We start from the raw sequence: 13998 nt of genomic DNA on the forward strand, positions 1-13998 counted from the left end.
TCTTTAACATAATTTTTATCATTTAATAAATTGAAGAATATTGGAGGAATACAAATGAATGTACTTGTAGTTGGACGCGGGGGACGCGAGCATGCCCTTTGCTATAAATTTCATCAGGATGCATCGGTCGGACAAGTGTTCTGTGCACCCGGAAATGCAGGGATCGCAGCGCATGCTGAATGTGTGGATATAAATGAAACCGAACAGCAGGAGCTGGTGACTTTCGCGAAAAATAACGATATCGCACTTACTGTGATCGGTCCGGAGCAGCCGCTTGCTGAAGGACTGACAGATCTGTTTCAAGCAGAGGGACTGAAAGTGTTTGGTCCGACTAAAAAAGCCTCTGCAATTGAAGGCAGTAAAGCATTTGCAAAAGAGCTAATGAAAAAGTACAGTATTCCAACAGCAGGGTATGAGACGTTTACGAACTTTCAGGAGGCCTCTGCTTACATAGAGAAAAAAGGGGCACCGATTGTCATTAAGGCGGATGGTCTTGCAGCAGGAAAAGGTGTTGTCGTGGCAATGACAGAAGCTGAGGCGCTTGAAGCCGCTGAAGATATGCTGGAGCACAACCGCTTCGGTGCATCTTCTGCAAAAATTGTCGTAGAGGATTTTCTGGCTGGCGAAGAGTTTTCATTTATGTGTCTTGTTAATGAAGAATCTATTATTCCATTGGCTCTTGCTCAGGACCATAAAAGAGCCTATGACAATGATGAAGGGCCAAATACAGGTGGAATGGGTGCATACTCACCAGTTACTCATTTGCCATCATCCACTGAGGAACAGGCGATGAATGAAATTATAAAGCCTGTCGTCCAGGCAATGATAAAAGAAGGCACTCCTTTTACAGGTGTTCTGTATGCAGGATTAATCCTGACTGAAGATGGACCTAAAGTGATTGAGTTTAATGCGCGTTTTGGCGATCCTGAGACACAAGTGGTTCTTCACCGCATGGACTCTGATCTTGCAGAGATCCTGCTGAACCTCCTTAATCATCAAACAGCTGATGTGGAATGGAATGATGACACTGTCGTAGGTGTGGTGCTTGCATCAGAAGGATATCCTGGCGCTTATGAAAAAGAGCATTCTGTACAACCAGTTTTAGAGGCAGATACGTTCTTCTACCATGCAGGTACTAAAATAAAAAACGCACAAATTGTATCTGATGGAGGCAGAGTGCTTCTTGCAGCAGGCTCCGGTGCAAGCGTTGAAGCTGCCAGAGAAAAAGTATATCAGGCATTAAACCGGGTGCATACAGACCACTTTTTTTACAGAAAAGATATCGGCAATAAAGGATTAAATAGAAGTTAGAATTTTCCGTAAGTATAACCAAATTGGTGCAAATGAGAGTATGTAGATGAAAATCATTCTTTTCGTACCTGTATGCAGCTTATATGGAAGTTGCGATTCATCTGTTCTGACATATAATGAAGATACTTATATTCTCTATAAAGAACAAGAGGTGATCGAATGGTACGAAAAGAATGTCCTACATGCACGCGCTCATCTTATAGCAGTGGCGCTGGAGAAACCTGGTTTTGTCCGGTGTGCGGGGAAGATCTCACTGCATATCCATCTCTCAGAGCAATCTCTTATTACGAACTAAATCAGCATATCCGTCAATCTGCGTACCAGCATTCCGCAAAATAATACAAACGAAACATTGTAACATAAATTTAATGTTGAAAAAGTCAGAAAATTTAGGTAAATAGGACTATTTATTTGCGATAATCCAGGTGGTAATATTAGTTCATAACAGAAATTATACCTATTCACTACCTTTAAGCCCTAGGAGAATCCCAGATGCCGCAATCGCTATGAGAGAACAGAAAAAGGCAAACCATTTGAAAAAATGGGACGCAAAGCTAACGGGTCTAAGGCCAATAAAGAGATAAGGGAGCTATGACGGCTGAGCCGCCTGAAGTACTGTAGAAAGTATTTTAGGAGGGAATGTTATGGGTCGTAAAAATGAAGTAGATGTTGAATGGATGGCGCTGATCGAAGAGGCTGTACAAGCAGGAATCCCGGTGGAGGATATCAGAGATTTCCTGGAAGGAGCAGGTTCTGCCGATTGGAGGAGGAATGATTTAGTTGTTGGGTAAGGGTAAAAGTGATCGTAATTCATAAAGTAGCCTGTGCAAAGCAACTATGCTGCACAGGCTACTTTTGATTGATCCGCCATTTATTAAATTCTATAAATTCTTTGAATTGTTCTTTGGAGATTCCGGATTCCATTGCCGTTTTTGCAAGGTTCACCCATTCACTATCTACATTTTTTTCATCACTATCCGGGTCGAGCAGAGAGTTGACTGTCACACCAAGTACTGGTGCAATCTTTTCTAAGAATTGAATGGATGGGTTTTTTTGAAGATTTCTCTCAAGAGAGCTGATATATGATTTAGCAACGCCTGCCTGGTCAGCCAGTTCAGTCAGCGACATTTTCTTTTCTTTTCGTAAAGCTTTAACGCGGTCTCCGATCATAACAATCACTCTCTTTGCTAAAATATTGTTATATAAATAATATCATACATCCTAAAAAAGACCACTAATAACTGATTCCTTATCATTATTTATCAGAATATTCTATCTAAATAATGTTTATTTATATTTGCCGGCGAGCAGTAAGCACCTGGTGTAGCTTAATCAGGTGCGCAAAAAAACATGAGTCAAAAAAATAATGTAAAAAAATGTATTTTGTTAGGATAATGTTCATTTATGCACATAATCAAGAAAAAGACACATTTCTTTCGTGCGGTAACGCGTAAAATATGGTAAGCTTAATGAAACTTTTAGAGGAATTATTGGAGTGATGAGAGTGGAACAGAGATTCCCGTGGAAGATTAGTCATTTAAGAGACCACACTTCCATCTTGGAAGGGAAAAAATCACCTGATCTTGTACTTGCAGATACGAATTACCTGAATTCAGTTCTTCACCAATGGGTTAAAGGTAATATATGGATATATCAGGATAGAATTATTTATGCAGGGAGCGACATGCCTGAAAATCAGAATGGAACTGAAGTGCTTTATCTTGAGGATAAGTGGATTGTGCCGGGTTACATTGAACCGCATGTTCATCCTTTTCAGCTCTATAATCCACACAGCTTTGGAGAATATGCAGCAAAGCGTGGGACAACGACTTTTATTCAGGATAATTTAATGCTCCTTTTATTATGTGACAAAAAGAAAGCGCTTCCTTTCATGCAGCAGTTTAAAACATCACCACTTACTTATTACTGGTGGAGCAGGCTGGATTCACAGACAGAGATGCGTAATGAAGAAGAAGTTTTTACAAATGGAGAAGTATTGTCATGGCTTGATGACCCTAGTGTGTTACTGGCTGGTGAACTTACTTCATGGCCTAAACTGGCAGGGGGAGACAACCTGTTACTGAGCTGGGTTCAGGAAGCCAGACTGCGTTATAAGAGAGTGGAAGGTCATTTACCCGGTGCATCGGAGAAGACGATTGCGAAAATGGCATTGCTCGGTGTAACAGGAGATCATGAGTCGATGTCAGGTGATGATGTGTGGAAGCGTCTTGAGCAGGGACTTGCAGTGACACTGAGACATTCATCAATCCGACCGGATCTTCCGAAACTGATCAGAGAGTTAAAAGAGCGGAACCTGCATTCATTTGATTCACTGATGATGACAACTGACGGCTCAAGTCCATCCTTTTATGAGAGTGGTGTTATGGATCAGCTTGTCCGGGTTGCGATTGATGAGGGGGTAGAACCAATTGAAGCTTACCATATGGCCTCATATGCGGTTGCGAAATACTATCGTCTGGATTACATGCAGGGGATGATTGCAACCGGCCGCCTTGCTACATTAAATATTTTGAGCGATCCGGCAAATCCGGTACCCGAATCAGTGATGTCAAAAGGTAAATGGATTTTGAAAGATGGTGTAGAAAAGAAACCAGCGTTTACACCGGACTGGTCAGAGATTAATCCGCTTAAAATTGACTGGGAGCTTGAGGCGGATGATCTGCAATTTTCAATGCCTTGCGGGATCGATATGGTGAACAACGTGATTACAAAGCCGTACTCAGTTTCCATAGATGCGAGTGTAAATGAGCTTCCGCGTGATAATGATGAAAGCTTCCTGATGCTCATTGACCGGTATGGAGAGTGGAAGATCTGTACGCTGATCAAAGGATTCGCCAGTAACCTGGGCGGACTTGCTTCCTCATTTTCAAGCACCGGTGACATTTTACTGATTGGGAAAAGTAAAAAAGATCTGCTCGCTGCATTTAAAAGAATGAAGGAAATAGGCGGGGGCATTGTGCTGATCGATCAGGGCAGGCAGTTGCATGAGATTCCTCTTCCGCTTGGCGGTGTTATGTCAGATCAGCCGATGGAAGTGTTAATGAAAGAAGAAAAGAAACTGCGCAGTGTGCTGAAGGAATGCGGATATGCGTTTGATGATCCTGTATATACTTTGTTATTCCTATGTTCCACTCACCTACCATATTTAAGAGTGACACAGCGTGGAATCTATGATGTGAAAAAGAAAACGGTACTCTTTCCAACGATAATGCGTTAAAATGTAAAAGAGTCCTATTTTTAGCTGAGCACACGTTTGCTCTTGCAATACTTTTAAAAGGAGCTGTAACTGTCTGATGCAAATCGATAAGTTAAGAGGGAAGGAACTGGACCAGCTATGCGAAGCCGTTCTTTCACTTAAAGACAAAGACGAAGCCTACCGATTCTTTGATGACTTGTGCACAATTAACGAAATACAATCTCTTGCTCAGCGCCTTGAAGTAGCACGCATGCTGCGCGAAGGGAATACCTATCATAAAATTGAAACACAAACCGGTGCAAGCACCGCAACCATTTCACGCGTAAAACGCTGCCTGAACTACGGCAACGATACCTATGCAATGGTCCTTGAACGCGTTCATCAGAGTGATGATAGCGGGGAAGATAAAGAGTAATACTCTTGAGGGGGTGGGACCGGGTGTCCTGCCCTCTTAATCGTTTCGCTGCGCTACAGGCGGACGCTTTCCGGACGGAGGTTGCTGAGCTCCTCGGCTTCGCCTGTGGGGTCTCAGCTTCCCTCTAATCGTCCGGAGTCGCCGCCTTCCGCTTCTACTTTTATTCACAGCGTTGATCGGAGAGAAAAGTGTCCGCTTAGAACAGAGATCAGATGCCAGTATTATAAAAAACCTCTTGAAATGGGACTCATTTCAGGAGGTTTTTTAACGACTTTCTAACATCATTCCCTCATCCCTTTTAGAGTCACTTCTTCGGTGCTATAATAGTACGGATAATGAGTGTTCGAATGGAGGATTTAGGATGTACGATGTCCGGGAATGGAAGCATGTATTTAAACTGGACCCTAATAAAGAAATAACAGATGAAGCACTTGAACAGATTTGTGAATCAGGCACAGATGCAGTCATGGTTGGCGGTTCTGATGGTGTGACACTTGAAAATGTGCTCGATCTGATGGCGCGCGTGCGCAGATATACAGTTCCGTGTGTACTTGAAGTATCGGCTCTTGAAGCGATTACCCCGGGCTATGATTTATATTTTATACCAACCGTTTTAAATACAGAGGACCCGAAGTGGTTTAAGGGACTTCATCACGAAGCAGTGAAAGAACATGGCGATCTGATGAACTGGGAAGAGATTCTTGCAGAAGGCTACTGCATTTTAAATCCGGACTGCAAAGCAGCGTCACTGACGGGAGCAGATGCTGCAATCAGTGATGATGAAGTGATTGCCTATGCACGGATGGCTGAGCACCTGTTTTCACTTCCGATTTTTTATATGGAATACAGCGGAATATATGGAGATCCGGCGCTTGTAAAAAAAGTCAGCGGGGAACTGGGGAACACAGTCCTTTTCTATGGCGGCGGCATCCAAAGCGAACAACAGGCCAGAGAAATGGCGGCTCACGCTGACGTCATCGTAGTTGGTGATGTGATTTACAGCAATTTAAAAGAAGCATTGAAAACAGTTTTAAATTAAAGTTGTCCGGATGCAAATATCCGGTCTATAATAAGAACAAACGTTCGAGGTGGTGCGACGATGCAATTTTTAACAGATCGTCTGCTGAATGGGATGAATCCTGAGCAGGCAAAAGCAATTAAAGCAACAGACGGCCCGCTGCTGATTATGGCAGGCGCGGGTTCCGGGAAGACTAGAGTACTGACACACCGGATCGCGTATTTAATGATTGAAAAAGGTGTAGCGCCGTATAACATTCTGGCGATTACCTTTACCAACAAGGCTGCGCGTGAAATGAAAGACCGTGTAGGAAGCATACTTGGCGGTGCAGCTGAGGATGTATGGATTTCAACATTTCACTCCATGTGTGTGAGGATTTTAAGAAGAGATATTGACAGAATCGGGTACAACCGTAACTTTACGATTCTTGATTCCACCGACCAGCAGTCAGTGATCAAGCGTATTTTAAAGGATAAAAACCTGGATCCGAAAAAGTTCGATCCGCGCGGTATTCTTGCTGCCATCAGTTCAGCAAAAAATGAGCTGACAACGCCTGAACAGTTTGCGAAGGATGCAGGCAGCTATTTTGACCAGACGATCAGTGAAGTATTTACTGAATATCAAAAAAGACTGCGTAAGAATTCAGCGCTGGATTTCGATGACCTGATCATGCAGACCATTCATTTATTTGAACGTGTGCCTGAAGTGCTGGAAAACTATCAGCGTAAATTTCAGTATATTCACGTGGATGAGTATCAGGATACAAACAGAGCGCAGTACATGCTTGTCAAACAGCTGGCATCACGCTTTAAAAACCTCTGTGTAGTCGGTGACTCAGACCAGTCGATATACCGCTGGAGAGGCGCAGATATTACAAATATCCTGTCATTTGAAAAAGACTATCCGAATACGACAGTGATCCTGCTTGAGCAGAACTACCGTTCAACTGAAAAGATACTGGATGCTGCGAATGCGGTCATTAAAAATAACCCGAACCGTAAAGCAAAAAACCTTTGGACAGATAATAAAGGCGGGCAAAAGATCACGTATGTCCGTGCAGACAGTGAGCAGGGGGAAGGTCAATTTGTGGCCGGTAAGATCAATGAACTGGTCCGCTCAGGTGTAAGAAAACCATCTGACTTTGCGATCCTGTACAGAACCAATGCACAATCCCGTGTCATGGAGGAAGTACTCATGAAGTCCAATATTGAGTACACGATTGTCGGCGGGACAAAGTTCTATGACAGAAAAGAAATCAAAGATATCCTGGCTTACCTCAGACTCGTTGCCAATCCGGATGATGATATCAGTCTGATCAGAATTATTAATGTACCAAAGCGCGGCGTCGGTACGACTTCACTTGATAAGATTGCAAACTACGCACGTGATAACGAAATGTCGATGTACAATGCGCTTGAACTGGCGGATTTTATCGGCTTAAGCGGTAAAGCTGCAAAGACAGTCCTTGAGTTCCGTGATTTCATTAAGAACTTTACACAGATGCAGGAATACCTGTCAGTGACTGAGCTGGTAGAGGATATTCTTGAAAAATCCGGCTACCGTGAAGCGCTTCAGGCTGAAAAGACAATCGAAGCACAGAGCAGGCTTGAAAATATTGATGAGTTCCTGTCTGTCACAAAAGAATTTGAAAAAGCAAGCGATGATAAGAGTCTCATTGCGTTTCTGACAGACCTTGCGCTGGTTGCGGATATTGACCAGCTCGATAAGGATGATTCGCCTTCAGATGCAGTCACATTGATGACGCTGCACTCTGCAAAGGGGCTGGAGTTCCCTGTTGTATTCCTGATGGGGCTTGAAGAGGGCGTATTCCCACACAGCCGCTCACTGATGGAAGAAGCTGAAATGGAAGAGGAAAGACGTCTTGCTTACGTTGGCATTACACGTGCAGAAGAAGAGCTGTTTATTACTAATGCTCAGATGAGAACGTTATTCGGGCGTACAAATATGAATCCTGTCTCAAGGTTTATTGCTGAAATTCCGGCTGAGTTGCTTGAAGAGCCGATGAAAAAAGAAACTTCTTCAGGAAGCAGAAGCTTTGGCTCACCTTCAAAGCCGCAGCCGAGAAAAGGTCCTGTGAGACGCCCTGCACCGCGTAACACTGGTGGCAGTGATCTGGGCTGGAGTGTTGGAGACAAAGCACAGCACGGTAAATGGGGCACAGGTACAGTCGTCAGCGTAAAGGGTGAAGGTGATTCTATGGAGCTGGATATTGCATTTCCAAGCCCTACCGGCGTTAAACGCCTGCTGGCGAAATTTGCGCCTGTTAATAAAGTGACATAAGGAGTTGAACCTGTGAGTCAGACGATAGAAAAAAGAGTACAGGAGCTGCATGAGCTGCTGAATCAGTATAATTATGAATACCATGTCCTGGACAAGCCCTCAGTGCCTGATGCTGAGTATGACCAGCTATTAAATGAACTAAAAGAAATAGAAACATCGAACCCTGAATATGCAACATCTGATTCGCCGACACAGCGTGTAGGCGGCGCTGTGCTGGAGCAATTTTCAAAGGTCACACACCGTACATCGATGCTGAGCCTTGGTAATGCTTTTAACGAAGATGATCTTAAAGACTTTGATCGAAAAGTAAGAGAGGTAGCCGGGGACAGTGCGATGTACAGCTGCGAGCTCAAAATTGACGGCCTTGCAGTTTCTCTCAGATATGAAGACGGACTATTTGTTCAGGGGGCTACAAGAGGAGACGGTTCTGTCGGGGAAGATATTACAGCGAACCTTAAGACAATCAGGTCAATTCCACTCAGGTTAAAAAAGCCGCTTTCCATCGAAGTCCGCGGTGAGGCTTTTATGCCTGAGTCCTCTTTTGTGAAGCTCAACGAAGAAAGAGAAAAGAAAGAGGAAGCACTTTTTGCAAATCCCAGAAATGCAGCGGCGGGTTCACTCAGACAGCTTGACCCGCGTATCGCAGCTTCAAGAAACCTTGATATCTTCCTTTATGCGATCGGTGATCCTGGTGATACAGGTGTCAGATCTCAAAGCGAAGGGATGAAGCTGCTTGATGAGATGGGACTGAAAACAAATCCTGAACGGAAAATGTGCAGCACTATTGAAGAAGTGATGGAATACATTCATGAATGGACTGAAAAAAGAGCTGACCTCGCCTATGATATTGATGGCATTGTCATAAAAGTGGACTCGCTTGATCATCAGGAAGAGCTCGGTTTTACGGCGAAAAGTCCAAGGTGGGCAATTGCCTATAAGTTCCCTGCAGAAGAAGTTGTCACCGTGCTACGTGACATTGAACTGAGCATCGGCAGAACAGGTGTCGTGACACCGACTGCGCTGCTTGATCCGGTGAAAGTGGCTGGTACCACTGTGCAGAGAGCTTCGCTTCACAATGAAGACCTGATCCGTGAAAAAGACATCCGCATTGGTGATCATGTCGTCATTAAAAAAGCAGGGGATATTATTCCTGAAGTTGTCAGTGTGATTACAGACAAACGTACTGGTCAAGAAAAAGAATTCCACATGCCAACACATTGTCCGGCCTGTGAAAGCGAGCTCGAACGTCTTGAAGGGGAAGTAGCACTGCGCTGCCTGAACCCGAAATGTCCTGCTCAGCTGCAGGAAGGACTGACTCACTTTGTTTCAAGGAACGCGATGAATATTGACGGGCTCGGTGAAAAAGTCATCGCCCAACTTTATCAGAGCGGGCTGATCGAGGATGTAGCAGACCTTTACCGTCTGACAAAAGATCAATTAATTGGACTAGAGCGGATGGGTGAAAAGTCAGCCGATAATCTGCTGAATGCCATTGAAGCATCTAAAAGTAATTCAATGGAGAAGCTGCTGTTTGGACTGGGCATCCGTCATGTCGGGGCAAAAGCAGCCAGAACCATTTCTGAGCATTTTCGACATGTTGATGCATTGAAAGAAGCATCAGCTGAAGAATTGTGTCAAATTGATGAAATTGGTAACAAAATGGCCGATGCAATCGTCACATACTTTGAGAACGAAGAAGTGCTCGAACTGATTGAGGAACTTCGTGAAAACGGCGTTAACTTAACTTATACCGGACCTGTGAAAAAGAAAGCAGAAGATATCGATTCAGCATTTGCAGGTAAAACAATTGTTCTTACAGGTAAATTGGCTCAATTGACACGCGGGGACGCAAAAGAGAAAATTGAGTTGCTTGGCGGAAAAGTAACAGGCAGTGTCAGCAAGAAAACGGATTTGTTAATTGCCGGAGAAGATGCCGGTTCAAAGCTTACTAAAGCCCAGGACTTAAATATACCGGTATGGGATGAAGACCAGCTGGTAGCAGAAATCACAAAACAAGAGGTGTAGCAGTTACATGAAAAAATGGTTAGCCGCTGCGACGGGAACTGCATTACTGATGAGCGGCTGTATGCCGTCTTTTCAACAGGAAGATGAAGTTGTGCAGGAAAATGCCCCGGAAAACAGTGAAGAGCAGACGGTCATTATCCCTAATTTCCAAATATCTGATGAGTATTACCGTACCTTACTGCCATATGAAGCATCACCATCAAGAGGGATGGTTGTGAATAACCTGAACACAAATTATGATATCGCAGAATTTGAGAATGGTTTGATGCGTGTGGCACAGCAGAACTTTTCACCTGAAGAGTATTTCTTTCAGGCAGGACAGTTTCTTGAAAGTGATACAATTTCAAGCTGGTTAAACCGTGAATTTACAGTAGATCAGCTTGCGGAATACGGAATGGAGCCCGAAGAAAATATCGGATTGAACCCGGTGGACAACGGAGAAGGTACAAGGGCTGAAAGAGCCGAAAGAAGCCCGATCTACCTGGCTCACATTCTCGAACATAACTACTTTGTAAAATCAGCTGAAGATGAATCAAAAGTAAGACTTGGTGGTATTGTCATTGGTCTTGCGATGAACTCAGTCTATTATTATAACAACGATGGTGACCCATACGGTCCAACATTTGAGGAGAATATATCTCAAAGCCTTCTTCAGGAGGAAGGGCAGGCAATGGCAGCAGAAGTTGTATCACGTATTCGTGCCCTTGGTGCCAATGACGCTGAAAAGGCAGAGCTTGCTGAAGTGCCAATTACAATTGCGCTTTTCAAGCAGGAGCCTAAAAGCACAGTAATCCCGGGTAACTTCTTCGGGTATGCAACAGCAGACAGTGGCAGCAATGAGCTTGGCGGATGGAATGAAATGAATGAGAATTATGTATTATTCCCGTCTGAAGAAGCAAGAGAAAGCTATCGGAATGATGAGACTGCATTCCTGAACTTCAAGCAGGATATTGAAACCTATTTTCCTAACTTCAACAGTGTGATCGGTACAGGTCTTTATAGAGGAGACCAGCTGGCACACCTCAAAATTGATATTCCGATTCAGTTCTATGGTAAATCAGAAATCGTCGGTTTCACCCAGTATATTGCCGGCCGACTGATCGATCTGTTCCCGGAATACTTTGATATTGAAGTGAGCATTACATCGATCAACGGACCTGAAGCGCTGATTATTAAAGAGCCGGATGATACAGAGCCGTTTGTTCATATTTATGAGCAGTAGGGGATGAAGGAAGCAAATGTGGTGAATGTGATCTCAAATCGCTGCCTCACACATAGCAAGAACCCGGGACTCATTGAAGTCCCGGGTTCTTTTTAGATTGTTATAAATTCCAAATCTCATCCGCATACTGCTGGATTGTCCGGTCGCTTGAAAAGTAGCCGGAGCGTGCAATATTATGGATACTTGAAGTCAGCCAGCGTTTTCGGTCCTGATACGCCTCAGACGTCAGCTGCTGGGCACGTACATACGCATCAAAATCCTTCAGCAGAAAATACTGATCATTTTCCATCAGCAGAGAATCGGCAATCATCTCGAAATCATAGAACGTATCAGGGAAAAAGCCGGAAGTAAACTGATCAATGATCTTTTTAATTCTCGGATCTCCGTGATAATAATCGTAAGAATGATAGCCGCCATGCTTTTCATATTTCATGACTTCCTGTGCAGTCAGACCGAAAATGAAAATGTGCTCTGGCCCTGTCAGTTCTTCAATTTCTACATTTGCACCGTCCAATGTGCCAAGTGTCAGCGCACCATTCATCATAAATTTCATGTTTCCGGTACCTGATGCTTCTTTACTTGCAGTAGAGATCTGCTCACTGATATTGGTCGCAGGAATAATCTTTTCTGCAAGAGAGACTCTGTAGTTTTCAAGGAAAACAACTGTCAGATAATCTTTTGACACAGGATCATAATTCACAAGGTTCGCAACTGAGTGAATCAGTTTGATGACCTTTTTAGCGTAATGATAGCCTGGTGCTGCTTTTGCTCCGAAGATAAATGTCTGCGGATGCGGTTTGAATGAGCTGTCTTCCTTCATTCTGTTATACAGATGCATCACATGCATGATATTTAACAGCTGACGTTTGTAAGCATGCAGCCTTTTAATCTGAACGTCGAAAATTGAATCAGGATTGACTTTGATGCCATTTTTTTCATGAATCAGATCAGCCAGAATGCGTTTTTTGTCATGCTTGATCTGATCTACCTCATCCTGGAATGAAGCGTCCTCAGCGAACTTTACAAGATCATTCAGCTTGCGCGTATCTTTAATCCAGTCGGTGCCGATTGCATTATTTATTACATTTGTCAGCTCCGGATTTGCCTGTAGCAGCCATCTTCTATGTGTGATCCCGTTCGTTTTATTGTTGAAACGATCAGGATAAAACTCATGGAAGTTTTTCATTTCACGCATTTTTAGAATTTCAGTGTGTAATCTTGCTACTCCGTTAATGCTATGACTGCCGACAATTGACAGGTGAGCCATTTTCACAAAGCCGTGTGCAATGACCGCCATTGATTCAATGCGATCCCAATCGCCGGGAAATGCTTCCCAGAGTTCTTCACAAAATCTTCTGTTGATCTCTTCAATGATCAGGTAAATTCGTGGAAAGAGCGGTCTGAACAGATCAATTGACCATTTTTCAAGTGCCTCGGATAAAATCGTATGGTTCGTATACGAAATTGTTTGAGTCACAATACTCCATGCTTCCTCCCAGCCCATTCCTTCTTCGTCCATCAATACGCGCATTAATTCAGGAATTGCAAGTGCAGGGTGCGTATCATTAATATGGATCGCGACATGCTCATGAAGTTCTGTCAGGTCGTCATGGTCTTCTTTATAATCTCTCAGGATACTTTCGAGACTGGCTCTGACCAGGAAGTACTGCTGCTTCAATCTGAGAATTTTTCCTTCATCAGACATATCATCGGGATAGAGAAATTCAGAGATCTGCTCAGTGTCACGTTTATACTGCATATAGTCTTTATGAGGAGGGAAGTGCTTAGCAGGCTCCGCCCCCCAGAGACGCAATGTGTTCACGCGGTCTGTATCATAGCCGATGACCGGCATATCAAATGGCACTGCCAGTACCGTTTCAGCCTTTTCGTGTGTAAAAATCATCTGACCGTTTTTCTCAGTCCATTTCACTTCTCCCCAATAAGGCACTTCAACGGCAAGATCCGTTTTTCTTACTTCCCAGACGTTCCCATTACGCAGCCATTGCTCAGGCAGTTCGACCTGATAGCCGTTCACGATCTTCTGTTCAAATAAGCCATGCTTATAGCGGATTCCGTGACCGTGACCTGCCATCGAGAGAGAAGCCATGGAATCAAGGAAGCAGGCAGCAAGACGCCCTAAACCACCATTACCAAGACCTGCGTCAGCTTCGGCTTCTTCAAGTTCACTCAGGTTAATGCCAAGGTCAGTTAATCCCTCATCCACCAGTTCTTTTACTCCAAGGTTCACTAAAGAGCTGACAAGCAGCCTGCCAAGAAGGAACTCAATTGATAAATAATAGACTTCCTTATGGTCGCCTTTACGGGAGTCTTCATTCGAAGCAATCCAATTCGTGCTGACATATTCCCGCACCATCATACCAAGTGTCTGATATTGGTGCTGTGGAGTAGAATGTTCAAATGATAAACCGCTTGATTGTTCAAGCCGCTGTAAAAAGGCTGCTTTAAATGCTCTTTTATTTTGGAACATG

The 13998-nt window shown here is 43.8% G+C and carries 10 protein-coding genes and 1 riboswitch; of the genes, 8 read left to right on the plus strand and 2 right to left on the minus strand.

From position 1 onward, the window contains the following. The first annotated feature begins 54 nt into the window (after positions 1 to 54). Both purD and DH10bf12_RS09155 read left to right on the plus strand, forming a co-directional pair. Entirely contained in the window at positions 55 to 1311 is a 1257-nt protein-coding gene (gene purD / locus DH10bf12_RS09150) for a phosphoribosylamine--glycine ligase (protein ID WP_471735025.1), read from the plus strand. Between the two features lie 513 nt (positions 1312 to 1824). Continuing rightward, a riboswitch (cyclic di-GMP riboswitch) is annotated at positions 1825 to 1922 on the plus strand. A 33-nt stretch (positions 1923 to 1955) separates the two neighbouring features. After that, positions 1956 to 2102, plus strand: coding sequence for an anti-repressor SinI family protein (locus DH10bf12_RS09155; RefSeq protein WP_471735026.1), 147 nt, complete (start codon positions 1956 to 1958; stop codon positions 2100 to 2102). A gap of 58 nt (positions 2103 to 2160) precedes the next feature. Here the strand turns inward: DH10bf12_RS09155 and DH10bf12_RS09160 are convergent, their stop codons facing one another. Continuing rightward, positions 2161 to 2481, minus strand: a complete 321-nt coding sequence (locus DH10bf12_RS09160; protein ID WP_471735027.1) for a helix-turn-helix domain-containing protein — start codon at positions 2479 to 2481, stop codon at positions 2161 to 2163. A gap of 328 nt (positions 2482 to 2809) precedes the next feature. On the opposite strand from DH10bf12_RS09160, the gene DH10bf12_RS09165 reads away from it, so the two are divergent. The 6 genes from DH10bf12_RS09165 to DH10bf12_RS09190 all read left to right on the plus strand — a co-directional run bounded on the left by DH10bf12_RS09165 (position 2810) and on the right by DH10bf12_RS09190 (position 11509). Then, the gene (locus DH10bf12_RS09165; protein ID WP_471738216.1) at positions 2810 to 4549 is read left to right on the plus strand and encodes an adenine deaminase C-terminal domain-containing protein; all 1740 of its coding nucleotides are present in this window, start codon (positions 2810 to 2812) and stop codon (positions 4547 to 4549) included. 76 nt (positions 4550 to 4625) lie between these two features. Next, on the plus strand, positions 4626 to 4943 hold the full coding sequence (locus DH10bf12_RS09170) for a YerC/YecD family TrpR-related protein (protein ID WP_322422454.1): 318 nt from the start codon (positions 4626 to 4628) through the stop codon (positions 4941 to 4943). Between the two features lie 361 nt (positions 4944 to 5304). Next, positions 5305 to 5982: a heptaprenylglyceryl phosphate synthase gene (pcrB, locus tag DH10bf12_RS09175; RefSeq protein WP_471735028.1), complete on the plus strand. Its 678-nt coding sequence runs from the start codon at positions 5305 to 5307 to the stop codon at positions 5980 to 5982. A 60-nt stretch (positions 5983 to 6042) separates the two neighbouring features. Next, positions 6043 to 8262 carry a DNA helicase PcrA gene (pcrA, locus tag DH10bf12_RS09180; RefSeq protein WP_471735029.1) on the plus strand — a complete coding sequence of 740 codons (2220 nt, stop codon included), beginning with the start codon at positions 6043 to 6045 and terminating at the stop codon, positions 8260 to 8262. Between the two features lie 12 nt (positions 8263 to 8274). Beyond that, positions 8275 to 10287 (plus strand): NAD-dependent DNA ligase LigA, encoded by a 2013-nt coding sequence (gene ligA / locus DH10bf12_RS09185; RefSeq protein WP_471735030.1) that lies wholly within the window; start codon positions 8275 to 8277, stop codon positions 10285 to 10287. 7 nt (positions 10288 to 10294) lie between these two features. After that, on the plus strand, positions 10295 to 11509 hold the full coding sequence (locus DH10bf12_RS09190; RefSeq protein WP_471735031.1) for a CamS family sex pheromone protein: 1215 nt from the start codon (positions 10295 to 10297) through the stop codon (positions 11507 to 11509). 100 nt (positions 11510 to 11609) lie between these two features. Here the strand turns inward: DH10bf12_RS09190 and DH10bf12_RS09195 are convergent, their stop codons facing one another. After that, positions 11610 to 13997 (minus strand): glycogen/starch/alpha-glucan phosphorylase, encoded by a 2388-nt coding sequence (locus DH10bf12_RS09195; RefSeq protein WP_471735032.1) that lies wholly within the window; start codon positions 13995 to 13997, stop codon positions 11610 to 11612. Between the last annotated feature and the right edge of the window lies 1 nt (position 13998).

The organism is Jeotgalibacillus sp. 10bf12, assembly GCF_055597105.1.

Excerpts from the sequence above, each read along its gene's own strand:
- purD (WP_471735025.1), top strand. The coding sequence starts at position 55 with ATGAATGTACTTGTAGTTGGACGCGGGGGACGCGAGCATGCCCTTTGC.
- DH10bf12_RS09155 (WP_471735026.1), top strand. The coding sequence starts at position 1,956 with ATGGGTCGTAAAAATGAAGTAGATGTTGAATGGATGGCGCTGATCGAA.
- DH10bf12_RS09160 (WP_471735027.1), bottom strand. The coding sequence starts at position 2,481 with ATGATCGGAGACCGCGTTAAAGCTTTACGAAAAGAAAAGAAAATGTCG.
- DH10bf12_RS09165 (WP_471738216.1), top strand. The coding sequence starts at position 2,810 with ATGAGAGTGGAACAGAGATTCCCGTGGAAGATTAGTCATTTAAGAGAC.
- DH10bf12_RS09170 (WP_322422454.1), top strand. The coding sequence starts at position 4,626 with ATGCAAATCGATAAGTTAAGAGGGAAGGAACTGGACCAGCTATGCGAA.
- pcrB (WP_471735028.1), top strand. The coding sequence starts at position 5,305 with ATGTACGATGTCCGGGAATGGAAGCATGTATTTAAACTGGACCCTAAT.
- pcrA (WP_471735029.1), top strand. The coding sequence starts at position 6,043 with ATGCAATTTTTAACAGATCGTCTGCTGAATGGGATGAATCCTGAGCAG.
- DH10bf12_RS09190 (WP_471735031.1), top strand. The coding sequence starts at position 10,295 with ATGAAAAAATGGTTAGCCGCTGCGACGGGAACTGCATTACTGATGAGC.
- DH10bf12_RS09195 (WP_471735032.1), bottom strand. The coding sequence starts at position 13,997 with ATGTTCCAAAATAAAAGAGCATTTAAAGCAGCCTTTTTACAGCGGCTT.